The 21,744-nt window shown below is 70.2% G+C and carries 32 protein-coding genes; 6 read left to right on the top strand and 26 right to left on the bottom strand.

Features of this window, described 5'->3' with window-relative positions:
- The first annotated feature begins 123 nt into the window (after positions 1–123).
- Both ASG94_RS21725 and ASG94_RS14000 read left to right on the top strand, forming a co-directional pair.
- Positions 124–1,341, top strand: coding sequence for an FHA domain-containing protein (locus ASG94_RS21725; protein ID WP_156411582.1), 1,218 nt, complete (start codon positions 124–126; stop codon positions 1,339–1,341).
- Positions 1,338–2,753 (top strand): serine/threonine-protein kinase, encoded by a 1,416-nt coding sequence (locus ASG94_RS14000; protein WP_056927034.1) that lies wholly within the window; start codon positions 1,338–1,340, stop codon positions 2,751–2,753. Before ASG94_RS21725 ends, ASG94_RS14000 begins: the two co-directional genes overlap by 4 nt.
- A 42-nt stretch (positions 2,754–2,795) precedes the next feature.
- On the opposite strand, the gene ASG94_RS13995 is transcribed toward ASG94_RS14000, so the two are convergent.
- The 26 genes from ASG94_RS13995 to ASG94_RS13870 form a co-directional block, all read right to left on the bottom strand.
- The gene (locus ASG94_RS13995; protein WP_056927033.1) at positions 2,796–3,821 is read right to left on the bottom strand and encodes a TerC family protein; all 1,026 of its coding nucleotides are present in this window, start codon (positions 3,819–3,821) and stop codon (positions 2,796–2,798) included.
- Between the two features lie 222 nt (positions 3,822–4,043).
- Entirely contained in the window at positions 4,044–4,865 is an 822-nt protein-coding gene (map, locus tag ASG94_RS13990) for a type I methionyl aminopeptidase (RefSeq protein ID WP_082624181.1), read from the bottom strand.
- A 13-nt stretch (positions 4,866–4,878) separates the two neighbouring features.
- Positions 4,879–5,454 (bottom strand): adenylate kinase, encoded by a 576-nt coding sequence (locus tag ASG94_RS13985; protein ID WP_056927032.1) that lies wholly within the window; start codon positions 5,452–5,454, stop codon positions 4,879–4,881.
- The gene (gene secY, locus ASG94_RS13980; protein WP_056927031.1) at positions 5,454–6,749 is read right to left on the bottom strand and encodes a preprotein translocase subunit SecY; all 1,296 of its coding nucleotides are present in this window, start codon (positions 6,747–6,749) and stop codon (positions 5,454–5,456) included. The genes ASG94_RS13985 and secY overlap by 1 nt, the downstream gene beginning before the upstream one ends.
- A gap of 201 nt (positions 6,750–6,950) precedes the next feature.
- Positions 6,951–7,391 carry a 50S ribosomal protein L15 gene (gene rplO, locus ASG94_RS13975; RefSeq protein ID WP_056927030.1) on the bottom strand — a complete coding sequence of 147 codons (441 nt, stop codon included), beginning with the start codon at positions 7,389–7,391 and terminating at the stop codon, positions 6,951–6,953.
- A 1-nt stretch (position 7,392) separates the two neighbouring features.
- Positions 7,393–7,575 (bottom strand): 50S ribosomal protein L30, encoded by a 183-nt coding sequence (gene rpmD / locus ASG94_RS13970; RefSeq protein WP_056887130.1) that lies wholly within the window; start codon positions 7,573–7,575, stop codon positions 7,393–7,395.
- The gene (rpsE, locus tag ASG94_RS13965; RefSeq protein WP_056927029.1) at positions 7,575–8,216 is read right to left on the bottom strand and encodes a 30S ribosomal protein S5; all 642 of its coding nucleotides are present in this window, start codon (positions 8,214–8,216) and stop codon (positions 7,575–7,577) included. The genes rpmD and rpsE overlap by 1 nt, the downstream gene beginning before the upstream one ends.
- Positions 8,217–8,250: 34 nt before the next feature.
- Positions 8,251–8,634: a 50S ribosomal protein L18 gene (gene rplR / locus ASG94_RS13960; protein WP_056927028.1), complete on the bottom strand. Its 384-nt coding sequence runs from the start codon at positions 8,632–8,634 to the stop codon at positions 8,251–8,253.
- Between the two features lie 2 nt (positions 8,635–8,636).
- A complete protein-coding gene (gene rplF, locus ASG94_RS13955) occupies positions 8,637–9,176 on the bottom strand; it encodes a 50S ribosomal protein L6 (RefSeq protein ID WP_056927027.1) in 540 nt (179 codons plus the stop codon).
- A gap of 37 nt (positions 9,177–9,213) precedes the next feature.
- Positions 9,214–9,621 carry a 30S ribosomal protein S8 gene (gene rpsH / locus ASG94_RS13950; protein ID WP_056927026.1) on the bottom strand — a complete coding sequence of 136 codons (408 nt, stop codon included), beginning with the start codon at positions 9,619–9,621 and terminating at the stop codon, positions 9,214–9,216.
- Positions 9,622–9,715: 94 nt separating this feature from the next.
- A complete protein-coding gene (locus ASG94_RS13945) occupies positions 9,716–9,901 on the bottom strand; it encodes a type Z 30S ribosomal protein S14 (protein WP_011757321.1) in 186 nt (61 codons plus the stop codon).
- A 1-nt stretch (position 9,902) separates the two neighbouring features.
- A complete protein-coding gene (rplE, locus tag ASG94_RS13940; RefSeq protein ID WP_056927025.1) occupies positions 9,903–10,472 on the bottom strand; it encodes a 50S ribosomal protein L5 in 570 nt (189 codons plus the stop codon).
- Between the two features lies 1 nt (position 10,473).
- Positions 10,474–10,827, bottom strand: coding sequence for a 50S ribosomal protein L24 (gene rplX / locus ASG94_RS13935; RefSeq protein ID WP_056927024.1), 354 nt, complete (start codon positions 10,825–10,827; stop codon positions 10,474–10,476).
- A 3-nt stretch (positions 10,828–10,830) separates the two neighbouring features.
- Positions 10,831–11,199: a 50S ribosomal protein L14 gene (gene rplN, locus ASG94_RS13930; RefSeq protein WP_056599693.1), complete on the bottom strand. Its 369-nt coding sequence runs from the start codon at positions 11,197–11,199 to the stop codon at positions 10,831–10,833.
- A gap of 118 nt (positions 11,200–11,317) precedes the next feature.
- The gene (gene rpsQ / locus ASG94_RS13925; protein WP_056927023.1) at positions 11,318–11,593 is read right to left on the bottom strand and encodes a 30S ribosomal protein S17; all 276 of its coding nucleotides are present in this window, start codon (positions 11,591–11,593) and stop codon (positions 11,318–11,320) included.
- Entirely contained in the window at positions 11,590–11,838 is a 249-nt protein-coding gene (gene rpmC, locus ASG94_RS13920; RefSeq protein ID WP_056927022.1) for a 50S ribosomal protein L29, read from the bottom strand. Before rpmC ends, rpsQ begins: the two co-directional genes overlap by 4 nt.
- Complete coding sequence (gene rplP / locus ASG94_RS13915; protein WP_056927021.1) at positions 11,838–12,257, bottom strand: 50S ribosomal protein L16; 420 nt, start codon at positions 12,255–12,257, stop codon at positions 11,838–11,840. Before rplP ends, rpmC begins: the two co-directional genes overlap by 1 nt.
- 5 nt (positions 12,258–12,262) lie before the next feature.
- Positions 12,263–13,102, bottom strand: coding sequence for a 30S ribosomal protein S3 (gene rpsC, locus ASG94_RS13910; RefSeq protein ID WP_056927020.1), 840 nt, complete (start codon positions 13,100–13,102; stop codon positions 12,263–12,265).
- Positions 13,102–13,539, bottom strand: coding sequence for a 50S ribosomal protein L22 (gene rplV / locus ASG94_RS13905; RefSeq protein WP_056927019.1), 438 nt, complete (start codon positions 13,537–13,539; stop codon positions 13,102–13,104). Before rplV ends, rpsC begins: the two co-directional genes overlap by 1 nt.
- Positions 13,536–13,817 (bottom strand): 30S ribosomal protein S19, encoded by a 282-nt coding sequence (rpsS, locus tag ASG94_RS13900; RefSeq protein WP_056887117.1) that lies wholly within the window; start codon positions 13,815–13,817, stop codon positions 13,536–13,538. Before rpsS ends, rplV begins: the two co-directional genes overlap by 4 nt.
- 5 nt (positions 13,818–13,822) lie before the next feature.
- Positions 13,823–14,659, bottom strand: coding sequence for a 50S ribosomal protein L2 (gene rplB, locus ASG94_RS13895; protein WP_056927018.1), 837 nt, complete (start codon positions 14,657–14,659; stop codon positions 13,823–13,825).
- A gap of 24 nt (positions 14,660–14,683) precedes the next feature.
- Positions 14,684–14,986 (bottom strand): 50S ribosomal protein L23, encoded by a 303-nt coding sequence (gene rplW, locus ASG94_RS13890; RefSeq protein ID WP_056887115.1) that lies wholly within the window; start codon positions 14,984–14,986, stop codon positions 14,684–14,686.
- On the bottom strand, positions 14,983–15,615 hold the full coding sequence (gene rplD / locus ASG94_RS13885; RefSeq protein ID WP_056927017.1) for a 50S ribosomal protein L4: 633 nt from the start codon (positions 15,613–15,615) through the stop codon (positions 14,983–14,985). Before rplD ends, rplW begins: the two co-directional genes overlap by 4 nt.
- A 2-nt stretch (positions 15,616–15,617) precedes the next feature.
- A complete protein-coding gene (gene rplC, locus ASG94_RS13880) occupies positions 15,618–16,295 on the bottom strand; it encodes a 50S ribosomal protein L3 (protein ID WP_056927016.1) in 678 nt (225 codons plus the stop codon).
- A gap of 10 nt (positions 16,296–16,305) precedes the next feature.
- The gene (rpsJ, locus tag ASG94_RS13875; protein ID WP_007078637.1) at positions 16,306–16,614 is read right to left on the bottom strand and encodes a 30S ribosomal protein S10; all 309 of its coding nucleotides are present in this window, start codon (positions 16,612–16,614) and stop codon (positions 16,306–16,308) included.
- Between the two features lie 430 nt (positions 16,615–17,044).
- On the bottom strand, positions 17,045–17,857 hold the full coding sequence (locus tag ASG94_RS13870) for an alpha/beta fold hydrolase (protein ID WP_056927015.1): 813 nt from the start codon (positions 17,855–17,857) through the stop codon (positions 17,045–17,047).
- Positions 17,858–17,928: 71 nt separating this feature from the next.
- Between ASG94_RS13870 and ASG94_RS13865 the strand changes: the two genes are divergently transcribed.
- Genes ASG94_RS13865 through ASG94_RS13850 form a run of 4 tightly spaced genes read left to right on the top strand, consistent with a single transcriptional unit; the run spans position 17,929 to position 21,714 of the window.
- Positions 17,929–19,017 carry a hypothetical protein gene (locus tag ASG94_RS13865; protein ID WP_056927014.1) on the top strand — a complete coding sequence of 363 codons (1,089 nt, stop codon included), beginning with the start codon at positions 17,929–17,931 and terminating at the stop codon, positions 19,015–19,017.
- Complete coding sequence (locus ASG94_RS22010; RefSeq protein WP_056927013.1) at positions 19,014–19,628, top strand: DUF4129 domain-containing protein; 615 nt, start codon at positions 19,014–19,016, stop codon at positions 19,626–19,628. Before ASG94_RS13865 ends, ASG94_RS22010 begins: the two co-directional genes overlap by 4 nt.
- Positions 19,625–20,746, top strand: a complete 1,122-nt coding sequence (locus ASG94_RS13855) for a DUF4350 domain-containing protein (protein WP_056927012.1) — start codon at positions 19,625–19,627, stop codon at positions 20,744–20,746. The genes ASG94_RS22010 and ASG94_RS13855 overlap by 4 nt, the downstream gene beginning before the upstream one ends.
- Positions 20,743–21,714 carry an AAA family ATPase gene (locus tag ASG94_RS13850; protein ID WP_056927011.1) on the top strand — a complete coding sequence of 324 codons (972 nt, stop codon included), beginning with the start codon at positions 20,743–20,745 and terminating at the stop codon, positions 21,712–21,714. Before ASG94_RS13855 ends, ASG94_RS13850 begins: the two co-directional genes overlap by 4 nt.
- Positions 21,715–21,744 lie beyond the last annotated feature (30 nt).

Raw genomic sequence — 21,744 nt, 5'->3', positions numbered from 1 at the left:
ATGGAGCCTAGGTACAGCACGCGCAGCCGACAAGTTGAGCAGGAGTGGCACGCTGGGGCCCCGAGGGATGACACTATCGGACTAGTCAGCGGGGCACTGGCGAGTGAGGAGAGGCTCGTGGTCGTGGAGACCAGGTACGCCGCAGGGGACGGTGTCCTGCTGGGAGCCGGCGACCACTGGGTCCTGGTCGCCGATCCGCGCGACGACGAGGTGCTCGAGCAGGTGTGGGCGCTTCTCACGCAGACCCACCCGGTCACCGGGTCGGTCACCGAGGAGGTCATCGCCGTCCTCGAGAAGGCCTTCGAGGGCGACCCCCCGGCGCTGGCCGTGGTCGACCTGTCCTCCGGCGGGTCCTCGAGCGTCTCCCGTGGCCGTGGCCACGTGCGGGTGCTGGGCGGCGACCGCATCCTGTCCCTCGACGGCGGGGCGGACCCCGGGGAGCTCCTGCCCACCCGGCGTCTCGTGGCGGGAGTGGTCGCCGCGTCCCGGGCCGAGATCCGCCCGCTGGCCCACCGGACCGCGCCCGCGCCGTCCGCGGCCGCACCCGCTCCGGCCCCGGCGCCCGGGATGATCGACGGGATCCCCGAGGCGATCCTCGCCGCGAAGGGACCCGAGGGACCGCCGCCGGCGCGGCCACGGCGTCCCGTCGAGCCGGTCCGCGCCGCCGAGGACACCGGGTCCCTGCCCGACACGACCGAGCCCGACCCCGCGTTCATGGAGCGCATCCTGCAGGGGGGTCACACCACGATCCACCCCGCGCAGGACGCCGAGCCGTCCCCCGGCCCCGACGGCCCCGACGACCACGACGGGGCGACCGTCCACCGGCCGGCCCCGGCCCCGCACCTGCGCCACGGGACGACCGAGACGGTGCTCGCGGTCAGCTGCCCCCAGGGACATCTCACGTCACCGTCCCAGCCCTCGTGCCGGGTGTGCCGCCAGCGCGTCGCACCCCAGGAGCCGCGACGCGTGGACCGTCCCCCGCTGGGCGGACTGCGCCTGCCCACCGGCGAGGTGGTCCCGCTGGACCGCGGCGTCGTGCTGGGCCGCAAGCCGGCCCCCGTCGAGGGGGCCGGCGACTGGCCGCACCTCGTGCACCTGCCCTCCGACCACACCTTCGTGTCGCGGATGCACCTGCACATCGAGCTCGACGGCTGGCAGGTGCTCGCCCGCGACCTCGACTCCCGGGGTGGCACGATGCTCACCATGCCCGGACGCGAACCCGAACGCATGCGCGCCCACGAGGCCTACGTGCTGGAGCCCGGCGCGTCGCTCGACCTCGCGGAGGTCTACGAGGTGCGCTTCGAGTCCGGACCTGCGGCCGGCGCGGTGGGCGAGCGGTGAGCGCCCCGGTCATCCCGGGGTTCCAGTTCGTCGAGCATCTCGGGAGCGGCGGGTTCGCCGACGTCTTCCTCTACGAGCAGCAGTGGCCGCGGCAGCGCGTCGCCGTCAAGGTCGTGCGCCCCGACGTACCCCTCAACGACCGCGAGAAGCAGCTCTTCACCGCCGAGGCCAACGCCATGGCCCGGCTCGCCGACCACCCCTACATCGTCTCGGTGATCACCGCCGGCGTGACCCAGGACGGCGGCCGCCCCTACCTCGTGATGCGCTACTGCCCGCCGCCGGACCTCGGGATCCGGGTGCGGTCCAACCCGATGCCGGTGGTCGACGCGGTCGCGACCGGCATCAAGCTCGCCAGCGCGATCGAGACCGCGCACCGCTCCGGCATCCTGCACCGCGACATCAAGCCGAGCAACGTGCTGGTCACGACGTACCACGAGCCGGCGCTGACCGACTTCGGGATCGCGGGCCACATGGCCGACATCGAGGGCGAGAGCGACGTCCGGATCTCCTACCCCTGGTCGCCGCCCGAGCTGCTCGACGGCCGGTCCAACGGCTCGGTGGCCTCCGACGTCTACTCCCTCGGCGCGACGATCTGGCACCTCCTCGTGGGCCGCTCGCCGTTCTCCATCCCGTCGGGCGACAACTCCACCCGCGCCCTGAGCGCCCGCATCCTGCACGCCGCTCCCCCGGCGACGCAGCGCTCCGACGTGCCGCCGGCCCTGGACCGGCTGCTGCAGCAGTGCCTGGCCAAGCAGCCGGCGCACCGGCCCCAGAGCGCCCTCGAGCTCGCCCGCAGCCTCCAGCAGATCGAGTCCGCCGCCGGGTGGTCGCGCACCGCCGTGGCGGTCGAGGGCGACCGCCCGGACTCCACGGTCCGTGCCGTGGCGCCGGAGCCCGAGGAGGACCGGACGGTCATGAAGGCCGTCACCGTCATCTCCGCCTCGGGTCCCCGCCGCATCGCCTCGGCGCAGGCCGAGGAGCAGGCTGCCGAGGACGAGCGACCCCGCGGAGTCGGGGCCGTCGTATGGGCCGTGGCCGGCGTCGTCACCGTCGCCGTCGCCGTCGCCGCGCTGCTGATGCAGGGCGGCGAGCGCCCCGACGACCCGGAGGCCGGGACCCCGACCACGCCCTCGGAGACCACCCCCTCGGACCTGCTCCCCCACGGCCTCACGTCCGCTCCCTCGATCACCGGCACCCGCACGGCAGCCGGCGTCGTCTTCCGCTGGCAGACGCGCGACGAGGTCGAGCCGGGTGACACGTGGGTCTGGCAGCGCCTGGACTCCGGCGACGTGCAGCGCACCGAGCGCAACCAGGTGCTGGTGCGCAGCCCCGACGAGGTCTGCGTCGAGGTGCGCCTCGTGCGCGGCGGCGCCGAGTCCCCCGCCAGCAACGAGTGCGTGCCCGCCGGCTGAGCCGACGGGCACGCAGTCAGGACGACGGGTCCGTGACCCGGGTCAGCCGTCTTCCCAGTCGCGGCGGGGGCCGGTCGAGGCGTCCTGCTCCGCCGCGGACATCCGGCTCGACGCCCACAGCGAGACCACCGCGGTCACCGCGAGGGTGGCGACGATCACCACCAGCGAGAGCCAGATCGGGATGTCGGGCGCCCACGAGATGTGCTCGCCGCCGTTGATGAAGGGCAGCTCGTTCTCGTGCATCGCGTGCAGGATCAGCTTGACGCCGATGAAGGCCAGCAGGAACGCGAGTCCGTAGGACAGGTAGATCAGGCGCTGGAGCAGGCCGCCGATGAGGAAGTACAGCTGGCGCAGGCCCATCAGCGCGAAGATGTTGGCCGTGAGCACCAGGTAGGGCTCCTTGGTGATGCCGAAGATCGCCGGGATCGAGTCCAGGGCGAAGAGCAGGTCGGTGGTGCCGAGGGTGATGATCACGATGAACAGCGGCGTGATCAGGCGCTTGCCGTCCTCGTGGGTGAAGATGCTCCGGCCGTGCCACTCCTTGGTGGCCGGGAAGCGCTTCTCGACCCACTCGACGAGGCGGTTCTCCTCGAACTCGTCGTCCTCGTCCTCCGCACCCTCCTTGGCCAGCTTGACGGCGGTGTAGATCAGGAACAGGCCGAACAGGTAGAACACCCAGCTGAAGTTGTTGATGGCCGCGGCGCCGACGAAGATGAAGATCGCCCGCATCACGAGCGCCATCACGATGCCGACCATCAGCGCGTACTGCTGCAGCTCACGCGGCACCGCGAACTTGCTCATGATGATGATGAAGATGAACAGGTTGTCGATCGACAGCGAGTACTCCACCAGCCAGCCTGAGTAGAACTCCAGCGCGAACGTCCCGCCGGAGGTGTACCAGACCCCCAGGCCGAAGATCAGCGCGAGGCCGACGTAGACCGACAGGTACGTCGCACACTCCTTCATGCTCGGCTCGTGCGGGCGCCGACCGACGACGGCCAGGTCGAAGGTGAAGATGACGACGGTCACCGCGAAGGTGGCGATCCAGACCCAGGTGGGTACGTCCACGAGGTTGCTCCTCAGGAGGGGTAGGGGGGTGTACGGCACCGGCACCGCGCCGGGCGGTCAAGCCGGAGGTCTCTTCCGCTCCGCAGCCGTGGCCGCCGGGGCCGATGGCACCGGGAGCGAGCTAGGACTCGCGCCGTACTGACGACACCACCGCGGGGGAATACTCCCCTCCTGGTGGGGCTCAGTCTGTCATGGTGCGAGCGCCCCGGTCGAACCGACCGCTCAGCGGCCGCCGTACGCCGCGCCGAGCTCCGCGAGCCGGGCCGCACCGCCGTCCACGGCGGTGAGCACCCACGCCCCTGCCGGGGTGAGGGTGAAGGTGTGCTCGAAGTGGGCGGCCATCGACCCGTCCACGGTGGCGACCGTCCACTCGTCCTCGAGCAGGTCCGTCTCCTTGCTGCCCAGCGTCACCATCGGCTCGACCGCGAGGGCCAGGCCCTCGACGAGGGTCGGTCCCTTGCCGCGCTTGCCGTAGTTGGGGACGTTGGGCGCCATGTGCATCTCGGTGCCGATGCCGTGGCCGGTGTAGTCCTCGAGGATCCCGTAGTGACCCTGGGTGCGCACGTAGCCCTCGATCGCGTGGCCGATGTCGCTGACCCGCCCGCCGAGGTGGGCGGCGGCCAGACCGCGCCAGAGGGACTCCTCGGTGACCCGCAGCAGCTCGAGGGTCTCGGCGGCCACGTCGCCGATCGGCACGGTGATCGCGGCGTCGCCGTGCCAGCCGTCGACGATGGCCCCGCAGTCGATGGACACCACGTCCCCGTCCTGCAGCACCCGGTCGCCCGGGATGCCGTGGACGACCTCGTCGTTGACCGACGCGCAGATGGTGGCCGGGAACGGCGGGTGGCTGTAGCCCTTGAACGACGGGATGCCGCCGTGGTCGCGGATGTGGGTCTCGGCCAGCCGGTCGAGGTCCCCCGTCGTGACGCCCGGGCGCGCGGCGTCGCGCAGCAGCTCGAGGGTGCGGCCCACGAGCAGGCCGCTGACCCTCATCTGGTCGATCTGGGCCGGGGTCTTGATCTCCAGGCCCCGGTTGGCGAACACCCCGGGCCCTGTCTCAGCTCTGGGGTACGACGTCGAGCGCGTCGAAGATGCGGCGGGTGACCTCGTCGACCTCACCGAGGCCGTCGACCTCGATGAGCAGGCCGCGGTCCCGGTACACCTCGATGAGCGGGGCCGTCTCCTCGCCGTAGATCTCCTGGCGGCGTCGGATGACGTCGGCGGTGTCGTCGGCGCGGCCCTCGGTCTCGGCGCGCTGGAGGAGCCGCTGCACGACCTCCTCCTGGTCGACCGTCAGGACGACGACCGCGTCGAGGGCGTGGCCGGTGTGCTTGATCATCCCGTCGAGCTCCTCGACCTGCGCGAGGGTGCGCGGGTAGCCGTCCAGCATGAAGCCGGGCTCCGCGTCGGGCTCGTCGATGCGGTTGCGCACCATCAGGTTGGTGACCTCGTCCGGGACGTACTCCCCCGCGTCCATGTAGCGCTTGGCCTCGACACCGAGCTCGGTGCCGCGCGAGACGTTGGCGCGGAAGATGTCCCCGGTGGAGATCGCCGGGATCCCGAAGTGCTCGGCGATGAACTTGGCCTGGGTGCCCTTGCCGGCCCCGGGCGGGCCCATGATGATCAGCCTCATTAACGCAGGAACCCTTCGTAGTTGCGCTGCTGGAGCTGGCTCTCGATCTGCTTCACCGTGTCCAGCGCGACCCCGACCATGATGAGGATCGAGGTGCCGCCGAACGGGAAGTTCTGGTTGGCGTTGATCAGGGCGAAGGCGATCAGGGGCACCAGGGAGATGATGCCGAGGTAGAGCGCTCCGGGGAACGTGATGCGGGACAGGACGTAGGACAGGTAGTCCTCGGTCGGCTTGCCCGCCCGGATCCCGGGGATGAAGCCGCCGTACTTCTTCATGTTGTCAGCGACCTCCGTGGGGTTGAAGGTGATCGAGACGTAGAAGTACGTGAAGAAGATGATGAGGCCGAAGTAGATCGCCATGTAGAGCGGGTGGTCGCCGCCCACGAGGTAGCGGTTGATCCAGGAGATCACCGGAGAGCTGCTCGTCTGGTTGAACTGCACGGCCATCGCCGGCAGGTAGAGCAGCGACGACGCGAAGATCACCGGGATGATGCCGGCCTGGTTGACCTTGAGCGGGATGTACGTCGAGGAGCCGCCGAACATCTTGCGCCCCACCATGCGGCGCGCGTACTGCACCGGGATGCGTCGCTGCGCCTGCTCGATGAAGATCACCGCGGCGACCAGGACGAGGCCGATGACCATCACGATGCCGAAGACCCACCAGCCCTGGGTCTGCTGGACCTGCCAGAGCGAGCCCGGGAAGGTCGCGACGACCTGGGTGAAGATGAGGATCGACATGCCGTTGCCGATGCCGCGGTCGGTGATGAGCTCGCCGAGCCACATGATGACCGCGGTGCCGGCCGTCATGGTCAGCACCATCGTGAGGAACGTCGCGGTGCCGTCGCTGTGCAGCAGGTCGCGGCTGCAGCCCTGCAGCAGGTTGCCCGACCGGGCGAGCGCGACGATGCCGGTGGCCTGCAGGAGCGCGAGGCCGAGCGTGAGGTAGCGGGTGTACTGGGTGATCTTCGTCTGGCCCGCCTGGCCCTCCTTCTTCAGCGCCTCGAGCCGTGGGATCACCACGACGAGCAGCTGCAGGATGATGCTGGCGGTGATGTAGGGCATGATCCCCAGCGCGAAGATCGTCAGCTGGAGCAGCGCGCCACCGGAGAACAGGTTGACGAGCTGGTAGAGGCCGTTGGACTCCACGTCACTGAGGCACGCCTGCACGTTGGCGACGTTGACGCCCGGGGTCGGCACCTGGGAGCCGAGCCGGAAGATCGTGACGATCAGCAGGACGAACAGCAGCTTGCGCCGCAGGTCCGGCGTGCGGAAAGCGTTGGCGAACGCGCCTAGCACAGGATAGGCCTTTCGGTTACTGGTGCCGTGACAAGGTCTGGTCCCCGTCTCGGCGGACTACGCCCCCACACACCTGCGTGGAGGCCCGGGGAAGCCTAACAGTCGCCTGTCGAGGTCGTACCCCGGTGAACGATGAGGCCCGGCCCGACAGTTCCCACTGCCAGGCCGGGCCTGTGTTCGTCAATGTGTCGAGGACGGGCCTCAGACCACCGTGGTGGTGCCGCCCGCAGCCTCGATCTTCTCCTTGGCGGAGCCCGAGAACGCATCGGCGGAGACCTGCACGGCCACCGAGATGTCGCCCTGGCCGAGCACCTTGACGGGCTGGCCCTTGCGGACCGCGCCCTTGGTGACCAGGTCCTCGACCGAGACGGCCCCACCCTGCGGGAAGAGCTCGTTCAGCTTGTCGAGGTTGACGACCTGGAACTCGACCTTGAAGGGGTTCTTGAAGCCCTTGAGCTTGGGCAGACGCATGTGGATCGGCATCTGGCCACCCTCGAAGGCGACGGGGACCTGGTAGCGGGCCTTGGTGCCCTTGGTACCGCGACCGGAGGTCTTGCCCTTGGAGCCCTCACCGCGACCCACACGGGTCTTGGCGGTCTTGGAGCCGGGAGCCGGCCGGAGGTGGTGCAGCTTGAGCGTCATGTCAGTCGACCTCCTCGACCGTCACGAGGTGACGGACTGTGTTGACCATGCCCCGGATCTCCGGGCGGTCTTCCTTGACGACCACGTCGCCGATCCGCTTGAGACCGAGCGAGCGCAGCGTCTCGCGCTGGTTGGCCTTGAGGCCGACCAGTCCGCGCTTCTGCTGGACCTTGAGCTGTGCCATCAGGAGGACACCCCCGCAGCGGCTGCCGCAGCAGCCTCCTCGCGACCGGCCTCGCGGGCCTTCAGGATCGCAGCCGGGGTGACGTCCTCGACCCGCTTGCCACGGCGAGCCGCCACGGCCTCGGGCTCCTCCAGCATCCGCAGCGCCTCGACGGTCGCGTGCACGATGTTGATCTGGTTCGACGAGCCGAGCGACTTGCTCAGCACGTCGTGGATGCCGGCGCACTCGAGCACCGCGCGCACCGGGCCACCGGCGATGACACCGGTACCGGGGGACGCGGGGCGCAGCAGGACGACGCCCGCTGCCTTCTCGCCCTGGACCGGGTGCGGGATGGTGCCCTGGATGCGGGGGACCTTGAAGAAGTGCTTCTTGGCCTCCTCGACACCCTTGGCGATCGCCGCAGGAACTTCCTTAGCCTTGCCGTAGCCGACGCCGACCAGACCGTCGCCGTCGCCCACGATCACGAGGGCGGTGAAGCTGAAGCGACGTCCACCCTTCACGACCTTGGCGACTCGGTTGATCGCAACGACGCGCTCGATGTAGGCGGTCTTCTCAGCACCCTGGCCCCGACCGTTGTCGCGTCCGCGACGGTCGTTGCCCTGGCGCTCGCCACCACGCTGTCCGCGCTGGGCTCCGCTCATGAGATTCTCCTCTTTCGAAAAACTGGTTCGGCGATCAGAACGACAGTCCGCCCTCACGGGCGGCGTCGGCGAGGGCCGCGATGCGACCGTGGTACTTGTTGCCGGCGCGGTCGAAGACGACCGAACCGACACCCTGGGCCTTGGCACGCTCGGCAACCAGCTCGCCGACCTTCTTGGCCTTGGCGGTCTTGTCACCCTCGGTGGCGCGCACGTCGGCCTCCATGGTGGAGGCGTAGGCGAGCGTCGCACCCTGCAGGTCGTCGACGACCTGCACCGTGAGGTGCTTGGCCGACTTGGTGACGACCAGGCGCGGGCGCTCGGCGGTGCCGGAGACGCGCTTGCGACCCCGGACCTGACGACGCAGGCGCGACTTGACGCGTGCGGCGGTGTGCTTGTTGTTGGACAGCGAGATCGCCATGGTCACTTACCAGCCTTTCCGACCTTGCGGCGGATGTGCTCGCCGGAGTAACGGACGCCCTTGCCCTTGTAGGGCTCCGGCTTGCGCAGCTTGCGGATCTTGGCCGCGACCTCACCGACCAGCTGCTTGTCGATACCGACGACGCCGAGCTTGGTCGGGCCCTCGGTGGTGAACGTGATTCCCTCGGGGGCGTCGAACACGATCGGGTGGCTGTAGCCGAGCTGGAACTCGAGCTGCGTGGGGCCCTTGGGCAGCACGCGGTAACCCACGCCCACGATCTCGAGCTTCTTCTCGTAGCCCTCGGTGACACCCACGACCATGTTGTTGATCAGGGTGCGGGTCAGACCGTGGAGCGAACGGCTCTCACGCTCGTCGTTGGGTCGGGTCACCTGGAGGACGCCGTCCTCGTTGGCCACGGTGATGGGCTGGGCCACGGTGTGGCTCAGCGTGCCCTTGGGGCCCTTGACGGTCACCAGCGCGTCGTCGATCGCGACGTCGACACCGGACGGGACCGTGATGGGGAGCTTGCCAATGCGCGACATGCTTCTCTATCTCCTTCTTGGTCTCAGAGGTCCGGGGTCACCAGACGTAGGCGAGGACTTCGCCGCCCACGCCCTTCTGGTTCGCCTGACGGTCGGTGAGCAGGCCCTGGCTGGTCGAGATGATCGCCACGCCGAGTCCGCCGAGCACCTTGGGAAGACCCGTGTGCTTGGCGTAGACCCGGAGACCGGGCTTGCTGATGCGGCGCACGCCAGCGATGGAACGCTCGCGGTTGCGGCCGTACTTGAGGGTGACGGTCAGCGTCTTGCCGACCTCGCCCTCGGAAGGCTCCTTGACGTCGAACGACGTGATGTAGCCCTCCTGCTGGAGGATCTCGGCGAGGCCGGCCTTCATCTTGCTGTAAGGCATCGACACCTCGTCGTGGAACGCCTGGTTGGCGTTGCGCAGACGCGTGAGCATGTCTGCGATCGGGTCAGTCATCGTCATGGCCGTGAGGCCCTTTCTCCACCGTGGTTTCGCGCCTGCATCTCAGGCGCGACCTGCAGCGATCGTTTTAGAAGGGGTGAGGAAGGAGGACAGGTCACCAAGAGGACTTGGTCACGCCGGGCAGCTCGCCCCGGTGCGCCATCTCCCGCAGGCAGATGCGGCACAGGCCGAACTTGCGGTAGACCGCCTTGGGACGACCGCAGCGCTGGCAGCGGGTGTAGCCGCGCACCGCGAACTTGGGCTTGCGGGCGGCCTTGACCTTGAGCGCAGTCTTTGCCATGTCAGTTCTCCTTGAAGGGGAAGCCGAGCTGCTTCAGCAGCGCGCGACCCTCGTCGTCGGTGGTCGCGGTGGTGACGACGGTGATGTCCATGCCGCGCGACCGGTCGATCTTGTCCTGGTCGATCTCGTGGAACATGACCTGCTCGGTGAGACCGAAGGTGTAGTTGCCGCGGCCGTCGAACTGCTTGGGCGAGAGCCCACGGAAGTCGCGGATGCGGGGCAGCGCCAGCGAGAGCAGGCGGTCGAGGAACTCCCACATGCGGTCGCCGCGCAGCGTGACGTGCGCGCCGATCGGCATGCCCTCGCGCAGCTTGAACTGCGCGATGGACTTGCGGGCCTTCGTGACCGACGGCTTCTGACCGGTGATCGCGGTGAGGTCGCGGATGGCGCCCTCGATCAGCTTGGAGTCACGCGCGGCCTCGCCGACACCCATGTTGACCACGATCTTGGTGAGACCGGGGACCTGCATGATGTTCTTGATGTCGAACTCGGACTGCAGCGCGGGGATGATCTCCTCGCGGTAGCGGGTCTTGAGACGCGGGGCGACCTTCTCGGTGGTGGTCTCGCTCATCTCAGATCTCCTTCCCGGTCTTGCGCGAGATGCGCACGGAGCGCTCCGCGGAGTACGTCGAGCCGTCGGGGCGACGCTTGGTCACCTCGTCGCGACGGAAGCCGACGCGGGTGACGTCGTCACCCTCGACCAGCATCACGTTGCTGACGTGGATCGGCGCCTCGGCGGTGATGATCCCGCCGGTGTTGCCGCCCTGGACCGCCTTGGTGTGGCGCTTGACGCGGTTGACACCCTCGACGATCACCCGCTGCTCCTCGCGGAGCACCGTGATGACCTTGCCCTGGGCGCCCTTGTCCTTGCCGGCGATGACCTTGACGGTGTCGCCCTTCTTGATGTTCATGCTGTTCTTACCCATCTCTCACAACACCTCCGGGGCGAGCGAGATGATCTTCATGAAGCGCTTCTCGCGCAGCTCGCGACCGACGGGGCCGAAGATGCGAGTCCCGCGGGGCTCACCGTCGTTCTTGAGGATGACGGCGGCGTTCTCGTCGAAGCGGATGTAGGAACCGTCGGCACGGCGGCGCTCCTTGACGGTGCGCACGACCACGGCCTTGACGACGTCGCCCTTCTTGACGTTGCCACCGGGGATCGCGTCCTTGACGGTGGCGACGATGACGTCACCGATGCCGGCGTAGCGACGGCCCGAGCCACCGAGAACACGGATGCACAGGATCTCCTTCGCACCGGTGTTGTCGGCGACCTTGAGTCGCGACTCCTGCTGGATCATTGATTTCTCCTGGTTGTCGAGCTGGTTCTCGCCCCCTCAGCGGGGAGCGAGCCTGGCCGAACTGATGTGTGGAAGATTGAGCTCGAGGCCCGGCGGCCCGGGGGCCGACGGCCTCAGGTCACTTGGCCTTCTCGAGGACCTCGACCAGGCGCCAGCGCTTGGTGGCCGACAGCGGACGGGTCTCCATGATCAGGACCCGGTCGCCGACGCCGCACTGGTTCTCCTCGTCGTGGGCCTTGAGGCGCGACGTCTTGCGCAGCACCTTGCCGTAGAGGGCGTGCTTCACGCGGTCCTCGACGGTGACGACGATGGTCTTGTCCATCTTGTCGCTCACGACCAGGCCCTCGCGGACCTTGCGCGAGTTGCGCGGGGTGCTCTCGGTGGTCTCGCTCATGCGCTTGCCTCTTCAGTGCTCGTGCCCGGGGTGGCGCGGATGCCGAGCTCGCGCTCGCGCACCACGGTGTAGATCCGGGCGATGTCCTTCTTGACCGTGCGGAGCCGGCCGTGGCTCTCGAGCTGGCCGGTGGCCGCCTGGAAGCGGAGGTTGAACAGCTCTTCCTTGGCCTCCCGCAGCTTGTCCTCGAGGTCGACGGGGTTGAGCTCGTCGAGCTCGTGGGCGTTCAGCTTGCTTGTTGCCATCAGAATTCACCTGCTTCGCGGGACACGAACCGGCACTTCATCGGGAGCTTGTGCATCGCGCGGCGCATGGCCTCACGAGCAGTCACCTCGTCGACACCGGAGAGCTCGAACATGACGCGGCCGGGCTTGACGTTGGCAACCCACCACTCGGGGGAACCCTTACCGGAACCCATGCGGGTCTCGGCAGGCTTCTTGGTCAGCGGGCGGTCGGGGTAGATGTTGATCCACACCTTGCCGCCACGCTTGATGTGACGGGTCATGGCGATACGAGCCGACTCGATCTGACGGTTCGTGACGTAGTGACCCTCGATCGCCTGGATGCCGAAGTCGCCGAAGGCGAGCTTCGTGCCACCCTTGGCCGCACCGGTCCGCTTGGGGTGGTGCTGCTTGCGGTGCTTGACACGACGGGGCATCAGCATGGTGGTCAGCTCTCCTGTCCGGTGGAGGCAGCCTCGCCGGCGCCCGCGGTCGCCTCGGCCGGAGCCTCGGTCGCGGGAGCGTCGGGACGGTCGCTGCGGGTGGGACGGTCGGCGCGCGAGCCACGGCTCGGGCGCTCTCCGCCACGGGCGGGACGGTTGCTGCCGCCGCGGCCCGGCGCACCGGCGCGGGCAGCTGCCTGCGCCTGGCGCTCGGCCCGGGTGCCGGCGACCTCGCCCTTGTAGATCCAGACCTTCACGCCGATGCGGCCGAAGGTCGTCTTGGCCTCGTAGAAGCCGTAGTCGATGTCGGCACGCAGCGTGTGCAGCGGGACGCGGCCCTCGCGGTAGAACTCCGTGCGCGACATCTCGGCGCCGTTGAGACGACCCGAGCACTGGATCCGGATGCCCTTGGCACCGGAGCGCATCGAGGTCTGCATGGCCTTGCGCATCGCGCGACGGAACTGCACGCGACCGGCGAGCTGCTCGGCGACACCCTGGGCGACGAGCTGGGCGTCGACCTCGGGCTGCTTGACCTCGAGGATGTTCAGCTGGACCTGCTTACCGGTCAGCTTCTCGAGCTCGCCACGGATGCGGTCGGCCTCGGCGCCGCGGCGACCGATGACGATGCCGGGACGCGCGGTGTGGATGTCGACGCGCACGCGGTCACGGGTGCGCTCGATCTCCACCTTGGAGATGCCGGCCCGCTCCATGCCCTTGGAGAGCAGCTTGCGGATGGCGACGTCCTCGCCGACGTACGACTTGTAGAGCTTGTCGGCGTACCAACGGCTCTTGTGGTCGGTCGAGATGCCGAGACGGAACCCGTTCGGGTTGATCTTCTGGCCCATCAGGCACCCCTTCCATTCTTCTTCACGGACTTGGCAGCGACGACCTCGGCCGGCTGCACCGCGAGGGTGATGTGGCTGGTGCGCTTGTTGATGCGGGTCGCTCGACCCTGCGCACGCGGACGCCAGCGCTTCATGGTCGGACCCTCGTCGACCATCGCGACCGAGACGACCAGGTCGTCGGTGGCGAGGCCCTCGGTGGTCGTCGCGTTGGCGACGGCGCTCTCCAGCACCTTGTAGACGGTCTCGGAGGCGGCCTGCGGCGCGAACTGCAGCAGGGCCAGGGCCTCGTCGACGGGAAGACCGCGGACCATGTCGACGACACGGCGAGCCTTCATGGGGGTGATGCGCACGTAGCGGGCGGCCGCGAAGGCACCCGGCTGGTCACCCAGCAGGGTCTCGCGGCGGGCGCTGGTGCGCTGGCGCTCGGTGACACTCATCGACGCTTCCCCTTCCGGTCTTCCTTGACGTGACCCTTGTAGGTGCGGGTCGGTGCGAACTCACCGAGCTTGTGACCGACCATCGAGTCGGTGACGAACACGGGAACGTGCTTGCGACCGTCGTGCACGGCGATGGTGTGGCCGATCATGTCGGGCACGATCATCGACCGGCGCGACCAGGTCTTGATGACGTTGTGGCTGCCCTTCGCGTTCTCGGCGTCCACCTTCTTCTGAAGGTGGTCGTCGATGAAGGGGCCCTTCTTCAGGCTGCGAGGCATGTCGGTTACTTCCTACCCTTGCCGGACTTGCGACGACGAATGATCTGGGAGTCGGAGGCCTTGCGCTTGCGCGTGCGGCCCTCCGGCTGTCCCCAGGGCGACACCGGGTGGCGACCACCGGACGTCTTGCCCTCACCACCACCGTGCGGGTGGTCGACCGGGTTCATGACGACACCGCGGACGGTCGGGCGCTTGCCCTTCCAGCGCATGCGGCCGGCCTTGCCCCAGTTGATGTTGGACTGCTCGGCGTTGCCGACCTCGCCCACCGTGGCGCGGCAGCGGACGTCGACGTACCGCATCTCGCCCGAGGGCATGCGGAGCGTGGCGCGGCTGCCCTCACGGGCGACGAGCTGGGCGGAGTTGCCGGCCGAGCGGGCGATCTTCGCGCCGCCGCCGGGACGCAGCTCCACGCAGTGGATCGTCGTACCGACGGGGATGTTGCGCAGCGGGAGGTTGTTGCCCGGCTTGATGTCGGCGTTGGGGCCCGACTCGACCGCGGTGCCCTGCGACAGGTCCTTCGGCGCCACGATGTAGCGCTTCTCGCCGTCGGCGTAGTGCAGCAGCGCGATGCGCGCGGTGCGGTTGGGGTCGTACTCGATGTGAGCGACCTTGGCCGGCACGCCGTCCTTGTCGTAGCGACGGAAGTCGATGATGCGGTAGGCCCGCTTGTGACCGCCACCCTGGTGCCGGGTGGTGATCCGGCCCTGGTTGTTGCGGCCGCCCTTCTTGGGCAGCGGACGCGTCAGCGACTTCTCCGGCGTGGTCCGGGTGATCTCGACGAAGTCGGCCACCGAGGAGCCACGACGGCCCGGGGTGGTCGGCTTGTACTTGCGGATTGCCATGTGTGATCAGTCCTATTCCGGCGGTCAGCCGACCTGGCCGAAGATGTCGATGCGGTGACCCTCAGCCAGGCTGACGATGGCGCGCTTGGTGTTGGCGCGCTTGCCGAGCCCGGTGCGGGTACGGCGGGTCTTGCCCTGGCGGTTGATCGTGTTGACCGAGGTCACCTTGACGTTGAAGACCTTCTCGACCGCGATCTTGATCTCGGTCTTGTTGGCGTCCGGGCGGACGATGAAGGTGTACTTGTTGGCGTCGAGGAGCCCGTAGCTCTTCTCGGAGACGACCGGCGCGATCAGGATGTCGCGGTGGTCCTTGTGCAGGGTGCTCACTTGTCGTCCTCCTTGGCCGTGGTGCTGCTCGCGGCGGTGCCGTTCACGAAGGCGTCGTAGGCGCCCTGCGTGAAGACGACGTCGTCGGAGGCCAGCACGTCGTAGGTGTTGAGCTGGTCGACGGCGACGATGTGCACCTGCTGCGCGTTGCGCAGCGAGAGCCAGGTCAGCGCGTCGGAGCGCTCGAGCACCACGAGGAAGCGCACCCGGTCGCTGAGCGTGGCCAGCGAGGTGAGCGCGAGCTTGGTCGACGGCTTGTCACCGGAGACCAGGCCGTCCACGACGTGGATGCGACCGTTGCGGGCCCGGTCCGAGAGGGCACCGCGCAGGGCGGCGGCCTTCATCTTCTTGGGGGTGCGCTGGTCGTAGTCACGCGGCTTGGGGCCGTGCACGATGCCACCACCGGCGAACTGGGGAGCGCGGGTCGAGCCCTGACGGGCGCGGCCGGTGCCCTTCTGCTTGTAGGGCTTGCGGCCACCACCGCGCACCTCCCCACGACGCTTGGTGCTGTGCGTGCCCTGGCGGGCCGCGGCCTGCTGGGCCACGACGACCTGGTGGATCAGCGGGACGTTGACCTCGACGCCGAAGATGTCGGCGGGGAAGTCAACCTTGACGGTCTTGACAGCCATAATCAGGCCTCCTTGCCAGAGTCGACGGAGCTCTTGGCAGCCGAGCGGATGACCACGAGGCCACCGCGCGGGCCGGGAACGGCGCCCTTGAGCAGGATCAGGCCCTTCTCGGCGTCGACGGCGTGGACCGTGACGTTCTGGGTGGTGACGGTGTCGTTACCCATGCGCCCCGACATGCGCGTGCCCTTGAAGACACGGCCCGGCGTGGCGCAGGCACCGATCGAGCCCGGCTTGCGGTGGTTGCGGTGGGCACCGTGGGAAGCGCCGACGCCGGAGAAGCCGTGACGCTTCATGGTTCCGGCGAAGCCCTTGCCCTTGCTGGTGCCGGTCACGTCGATCTCGTCGCCGGCGGTGAAGAGCTCGGGAGAGAGCTCCTGTCCGACGGAGTACGACGCGGCGTCGCTGGTGCGGATCTCCACGACGTGACGACGCGGGGTCACCCCGGCCTTGCCGAAGTGGCCGGCCTCAGGCTTGTTGACCTTGCGGGCCTCGATCTCGCCGTAGGAGACCTGGATGGCGTTGTAGCCATCGGTCTCGGGCGAGCGGACCTGCGTCACGACGTTGGTCGCAGCAGCGATCACGGTCACGGGGACGACGATGTTGTTCTCGTCCCAGAGCTGGGTCATGCCGAGCTTGGTGCCCAGCAGTCCCTTGACATTGCGTTCAAAAGTTCCGGTCATCGCAGATACCTCAGAGCTTGATCTCGATGTCGACACCGGCAGGCAGGTCGAGGCGCATGAGCGAGTCGACCGTCTTCGGCGTGGGGTCGATGATGTCGATGAGGCGCTTGTGGGTGCGCATCTCGAAGTGCTCGCGGGAGTCCTTGTACTTGTGGGGCGAGCGGATGACGCAGAACACGTTCTTCTCGGTCGGCAGCGGCACCGGGCCGGCGACCTTCGCACCCGTGCGGGTGACGGTGTCCACGATCTTGCGCGCCGAGGTGTCGATCACCTCGTGGTCATAGGCCTTGAGCCTGATGCGGATCTTCTGTCCCGCCATAGGTCTCTCTCGTCCTTATCGATCTCGTACCCCCGCCAGGGAGGTACCGCGTTCTGGTCCTGTATTCACGACACGGCCTCGTCGGGTGAAGCCGCACCGCCTGTCTCTCCACCACCCCTCCGCCGACCCCCGCGGTCGGGCGTGTCGCTCATGTTCCAAGCGACACGAGACGCGAGTCTCGATGGTGTTCCAGGTGGCACCCGACCGGTTCGTCGGGCTGATCGCGTCCCCGCCAGATGACCGAGCCGGTGCGGCGCACGCAGAGCACTGAGGTCGATCCGGGAGACGCGATTCAGTGATCAATGTGGTGCCGCATCCGCGCAGATGGTCTGGTGGGACCCGCCGGAGCAACCTGGATATCTTGGCAGAGATCCGCAGGGGCGCCAAATCGGACCGACCGCCGTCGGCCGGGACGTCCCGGACGGGGTCCTCAGGCGCCGGGGCCACCGACCACGAAGGCCTGCACGAGCGACCCCACGCGCGTGGTCCGCCCGGACAGGGGGCGACTCAACAGCTCCCACCCGTGGCCCGATCCCCCGTCGACGAACCTGGCGCCGGAGGCGCGGGCCAGGGCCCGGGCCTGGCGGTAGGCGGAGTCGCCGTCGCTGCGTGCCATGACGACCATCCCCTCGGACGGGAGGTCGGCGGCCACGGAGGCCAGGTCGGTCTCCCCCCAGCGCGGCGGCCCACTCACGTCCACCCACCCGTCGACGTCGGCGCCCGCTGCCGCGGCGAGGACCGTGAGCGAGCCACCCATCGACGTACCGACCAGGACGACGCGGCGCGCCCCCAGCACGTCGCGGGCGTGACGGACCGCCGGGGCGATCTCGTTGAGGGGGTCGGCCTCGCCGGCGTCGCTGCACTCGGAGTCCCCGTAGCCGCACGGGTCCAGCAGGATCGAGGTCACCGCGGCGTCGGCGGCCAGGGCGGTGGCGAAGCGCCCCCACCCGCACAGGCCGGTGATCTGGGGCAGCAGCACGGCCACCGTCTCGGGGCGGGCGGGCCCGACGACGCCGCCCACGATGGTCCCGTCGGTGGCGCCCTCGAGGGTCAGTGCGGTGAGGTCGGCGTCCTCCGGGATGGCGCTGAGGCACGCGTCCCGCAGCGCGGCGGTGGGGTCGGGGGGCGAGACCGCGGTCCCCGGCTGCTCCTGCGCCTGCTCTCCCGGGGCGCCGGCGCAGCCGGCCAGGAGCACCGCGAGCAGCACCACCGCGAGGGTCGGCAGGCGTCGGGTCGGGCGCATGGGCGGAGAGTACGCCGGACGGGCCGTGTCGTGACCTGACAGGATTGGGCCACTCACGAGACGGGGGTCCGATGACCGAGCAGTTCCCGCCGCCCGGACCCACCGGGCCGCAGCCGCCACCGCCGGGTGGCGGCACGCCGCCGCCGTACCCGTCGTACCCGAGCCCCACCCACGCTCCGCGGGCCGGCGGCCCTGCGCCCGGCATGCTCGGCGCCGCGCACAAGCCCGGCGCGATCCCGCTCCGCCCGCTGACGCTGTCGGACATCTACGACGCGGCCTTCCGGATCATCCGCTTCAACCCCACCGCGACGGTCGGCTCGGCCGTGCTCGTCGCGTCCGTGGCGATGGCCATCCCGGTCGTGGTCACGGCCGTCCTGACCCTCGCGCTCGACCTCTCCCTGTCGGTGGACGACTCCGGCGAGCTGGGCGGCGACGTCTCCGGCGTGCTCGGCTCGATGGGCTCGCTCGGGCTGGGATCGGTGCTCCAGGCCGTCGGGCTGATCCTCGTCGGCGGGATGATCGCCCACGTCGTGGCGGCCGCGGCCATCGGCCGCCGGCTCAGCCTCGAGCAGGCCTGGGGGGCCACCCGGGGCAAGCGCTGGCGGCTCGTCGGGCTCACGGTCGTGCTCGGGCTGGCCCTCGTGCTGGGCCTCGTGGTGTACGGCCTCACCTGGATCCCCGTCGTCGCGACGGCCGACGACTGGCGGCAACCGGTGCTCTACGGCGTCGTCAGCGTCCCGGTCTTCCTCGCCGTGCTCGTGTGGTTCTGGGTGCGCGTCTACTACCTCCCGGTCCCCGCCCTCATGCTCGAGCCGGTCGGCGTCCTCGGCGCCATCGGCCGCGGCTTCCGCCTCACCCGGGGCGCGTTCTGGCGCACCTTCGGCATCGCCCTGCTCACCGTGGTCATCGCTCAGGCCGCAGGCACCGCCCTCGCCATGCCGCTCAGCTTCCTCGCACAGGGAGCGCTGCTGGGCGGGGTGCCGAGCGAGGCCGGCGTGCTGGTCCTCGTCGTCAGCCAGGCGGTCGCGTCCGTGGTGACCGCTGCCTTCGTCGCCCCCTTCACCACGTCGGTGACCGCCCTGCAGTACCTCGACCTGCGCATGCGCGCCGAGGGCCACGACATCACGCTCATGCGGCAGGCCGGGATCCTCGGCGCGTGATCCTGCGGTGGCCTGCGGAGCCGCCCCTCGTCCCCACGCCGGACGAGGGGCGCTCGCTGCTGCGCCGCGAGCTCCTGCGGCCGGCCTACCGCGAGGACGACCTCCTGGGGCGCCTGGTCGAGGCCGTACGACGTGCCATCGGGCGCACCATCGACGCCGCGTCGTCGGCCCCTCCCCTCACGACGTTCTTCGCGATGCTGGTCGGCCTGCTCCTCGTCCTGGCCCTGCTCTGGCTGGCGACCCGCACCCGGGCGACCCGGGCGGTCCGCGGCCACACGCAGGTCGCGGTGCCGGACGGGTCGCTGAGCGCCGACCAGTGGCGCGCGCGGGCCGACGCGGCGTACTCCTCCGGCGACCACGGCACGGCGCTGGTCGACGGCTTCCGGGCCCTGGCCGTGCGCCAGGTCGAGCGGGGACTGCTCGACGACGCCCCCGGCGCCACCGCGCACGAGCTGGGTCTGGCGCTGCGGGTGCTGCACCCGGGACGCGAGCCGGAGGTGGACGAGGGCGCGCGGCTCTTCGACCTGGTCCTGTACGGCGACCGCGCGGCCACCGCGGAGCAGGCCAGGTCCGTGCTGGCCCTCGACGACGCGCTGGCCGGTGCCTCGTGAGGGGCCTGTGGGAGCGCCACCGCACGGCCGCGCTCATCGGCGCAGGCACGCTCGTCGCGCTCGCCACCGCGGTGCTGCTCGGCACCGCGCCCGGCACGTCAGCGATCCACGACCCCGACAACCCGGGCGGGACGGGTGCCCGCGCGGTGGCCCGGGTGCTCGCCGACGAGGGCGTGGACGTGGAGGTGGCCCGCTCCGCGAGCGCGCTCGAGGACACCGCCGTCGACGCGGGCACCACGGTCCTGGTCACCTCGCCGGACAACCTCGGGCGCAGCACCGCGCGGCGCCTGCTGGCGCACGCCGGGTCGGCCACGGTCGTGGTCGCCGACCCGGGCCCGGGCGCGGTCGAGGCCCTGGGCGTGGAGGTCGACGGGGTCGGCAGCGTCCCGGACGCACCGCGCGGCGCCGGCTGCACCGACGCTGCGCTCGACGACGCCCTGCGCGGCCTCGCGGTCGACGTCGACCGGGCGACCGACTGGCCCACCACCACCGGGTGCTTCGGCGGTCGGGACGGCTGGTGGCTGGCCTCGGCCGACGACGGCCTGCTGCTCCTCGGGGCCCCCGGGATCCTGGAGAACGACCAGGTCCTGCGCGCGGACAACGCCACGGTCGCGCTGCGGCTGCTGGGCCGCGGCGACCGGCTCGTCTGGTACGTCCCCGACCTCGCCGACCTGGCCGCGGACGACGGCGTCAGCCTGCGCACCCTGCTGCCGCCGTGGCTGGTGCCGGCAGTGTGGATGGCCGGGCTGGCGATGGTGGCCGTGGTGTGGTGGCGCGGACGGCGCCTCGGCCCGCTCGCCACCGAGCCCCTCCCCGTGACCGTGCGGGCGCTGGAGACGACCCACGCCCGCGGGCGTCTCTACCGCGACGCCGACGACCGGGCCCATGCCGCGCGGGCGCTGCGGCGGCACAGCCGGGCCGCGGCGGCCGCCCACCTCCGCCTGCCCACCGACGACGGCGACACCCTGGTGCGGGACGTGGCCCGCGCCGTGGCCAGACCCGGCGACGAGGTGGCCGCGCTGCTCGACGACTCCGCTCCCCCACCCCGCACCGACGAAGAGCTCATCCGCCTGGCCGACTCCCTGGCCGCGCTCGACAGAGAGGTACGTGCCACATGACCGCAGGACCCACCGGAGCCGAGGAGGCCCGCGCCCGGCTGGCCGCCGTGCGCAGCGAGGTCGCCAAGGCGGTGGTCGGGCAGGACGCAGCCGTCTCGGGCCTGCTCGTGGCGCTGCTCTGCGGCGGGCACGTGCTGCTCGAGGGCGTGCCGGGCGTGGCCAAGACCCTGCTCGTGCGCACCCTGGCCGAGGCGCTGGACGTGGGCACCAAGCGGGTGCAGTTCACCCCCGACCTGATGCCCGGCGACATCACCGGCTCGATGGTCATCGAGGGGCGCGACGGGGAGCTCTCGTTCCGCGAGGGTCCCCTCTTCACCCAGCTGCTGCTCGCCGACGAGATCAACCGGACGCCTCCCAAGACGCAGTCCGCGCTGCTCGAGGCGATGGAGGAGGGGCGGGTCTCCGTCGACGGGGTCTCCCGTCCGCTCCCCTCGCCCTTCCTCGTCGCCGCCACCCAGAACCCGGTCGAGTACGAGGGCACCTACCCGCTGCCCGAGGCGCAGCTCGACCGGTTCCTCCTCAAGCTGGTGCTCCCCGTGCCGGAGCGGGAGGCCGAGCTGGAGATCCTGCGTCGCCACGCCGCCGGGTTCGACCCCCGCGACGTCGCGGCCGCCGGGGTGACCGCGGTCGCCGGGCCGGCCGACATCGCCGCCGGGCAGGCCGCCGTGCGGGCGGTGCAGGTCTCCCCCGAGGTCACCGGGTACGTCGTCGACATCGCCCGGGCCACGCGCGAGTCGCCCTCGCTGTCGCTGGGCGTCTCCCCGCGCGGGGCCACCGCCCTCCTGCGGGCGGCACGGGCCTGGGCCTGGCTGACCGGTCGCGACTTCGTCACCCCCGACGACGTCAAGGCCCTGGCCCACTCCACGCTGGCACACCGCCTCGGCCTGCGGCCGGAGGCCGAGCTCGAGGGTGTCGACGTCAGCGCCGTCCTCGCCTCCGCCGTCGGCTCGGTCCCGGTCCCCCGGTGAGCCCCCTCCCGATCACGGCCCGGCGCTGAC

It is taken from the genome of Nocardioides sp. Soil805 (assembly GCF_001429625.1).
Taxonomy (GTDB): domain Bacteria; phylum Actinomycetota; class Actinomycetes; order Propionibacteriales; family Nocardioidaceae; genus Nocardioides.
Note: the sequence above shows the minus strand (reverse complement) of the source record. Positions and strands in the feature narration are given on the sequence as shown.

What these genes read in the sequence shown, in the direction of transcription:
- ASG94_RS13985 (WP_056927032.1), bottom strand. Translation starts at nt 5,454, where the DNA reads ATGAGGCTGATCATCATGGGCCCGCCCGGGGCCGGCAAGGGCACCCAG.
- rplO (WP_056927030.1), bottom strand. Translation starts at nt 7,391, where the DNA reads ATGACGCTCAAGCTGCACCACCTCCGGCCGGCTCCCGGCTCCAAGACC.
- rpmD (WP_056887130.1), bottom strand. Translation starts at nt 7,575, where the DNA reads ATGGCACAGCTCAAGGTCCAGCAGAAGCGCGGACTGGTCGGCCTCAAG.
- rpsE (WP_056927029.1), bottom strand. Translation starts at nt 8,216, where the DNA reads ATGAGCGGAGCCCAGCGCGGACAGCGTGGTGGCGAGCGCCAGGGCAAC.
- rplR (WP_056927028.1), bottom strand. Translation starts at nt 8,634, where the DNA reads ATGGCGATCTCGCTGTCCAACAACAAGCACACCGCCGCACGCGTCAAG.
- rplF (WP_056927027.1), bottom strand. Translation starts at nt 9,176, where the DNA reads ATGTCGCGCATTGGCAAGCTCCCCATCACGGTCCCGTCCGGTGTCGAC.
- rpsH (WP_056927026.1), bottom strand. Translation starts at nt 9,621, where the DNA reads ATGACGATGACTGACCCGATCGCAGACATGCTCACGCGTCTGCGCAAC.
- ASG94_RS13945 (WP_011757321.1), bottom strand. Translation starts at nt 9,901, where the DNA reads ATGGCAAAGACTGCGCTCAAGGTCAAGGCCGCCCGCAAGCCCAAGTTC.
- rplE (WP_056927025.1), bottom strand. Translation starts at nt 10,472, where the DNA reads ATGAGCGAGACCACCACCGAGAAGGTCGCCCCGCGTCTCAAGACCCGC.
- rplX (WP_056927024.1), bottom strand. Translation starts at nt 10,827, where the DNA reads ATGGGTAAGAACAGCATGAACATCAAGAAGGGCGACACCGTCAAGGTC.
- rplN (WP_056599693.1), bottom strand. Translation starts at nt 11,199, where the DNA reads ATGATCCAGCAGGAGTCGCGACTCAAGGTCGCCGACAACACCGGTGCG.
- rpsQ (WP_056927023.1), bottom strand. Translation starts at nt 11,593, where the DNA reads ATGAGCGAGACCACCGAGAGCACCCCGCGCAACTCGCGCAAGGTCCGC.
- rpmC (WP_056927022.1), bottom strand. Translation starts at nt 11,838, where the DNA reads ATGGCAACAAGCAAGCTGAACGCCCACGAGCTCGACGAGCTCAACCCC.
- rplP (WP_056927021.1), bottom strand. Translation starts at nt 12,257, where the DNA reads ATGCTGATGCCCCGTCGTGTCAAGCACCGCAAGCAGCACCACCCCAAG.
- rpsC (WP_056927020.1), bottom strand. Translation starts at nt 13,102, where the DNA reads ATGGGCCAGAAGATCAACCCGAACGGGTTCCGTCTCGGCATCTCGACC.
- rplV (WP_056927019.1), bottom strand. Translation starts at nt 13,539, where the DNA reads ATGAGTGTCACCGAGCGCCAGCGCACCAGCGCCCGCCGCGAGACCCTG.
- rpsS (WP_056887117.1), bottom strand. Translation starts at nt 13,817, where the DNA reads ATGCCTCGCAGCCTGAAGAAGGGCCCCTTCATCGACGACCACCTTCAG.
- rplB (WP_056927018.1), bottom strand. Translation starts at nt 14,659, where the DNA reads ATGGCAATCCGCAAGTACAAGCCGACCACCCCGGGCCGTCGTGGCTCC.
- rplD (WP_056927017.1), bottom strand. Translation starts at nt 15,615, where the DNA reads ATGGCTGTCAAGACCGTCAAGGTTGACTTCCCCGCCGACATCTTCGGC.
- rplC (WP_056927016.1), bottom strand. Translation starts at nt 16,295, where the DNA reads ATGACCGGAACTTTTGAACGCAATGTCAAGGGACTGCTGGGCACCAAG.
- rpsJ (WP_007078637.1), bottom strand. Translation starts at nt 16,614, where the DNA reads ATGGCGGGACAGAAGATCCGCATCAGGCTCAAGGCCTATGACCACGAG.
- ASG94_RS13870 (WP_056927015.1), bottom strand. Translation starts at nt 17,857, where the DNA reads ATGCGCCCGACCCGACGCCTGCCGACCCTCGCGGTGGTGCTGCTCGCG.
- ASG94_RS13865 (WP_056927014.1), top strand. Translation starts at nt 17,929, where the DNA reads ATGACCGAGCAGTTCCCGCCGCCCGGACCCACCGGGCCGCAGCCGCCA.
- ASG94_RS13850 (WP_056927011.1), top strand. Translation starts at nt 20,743, where the DNA reads ATGACCGCAGGACCCACCGGAGCCGAGGAGGCCCGCGCCCGGCTGGCC.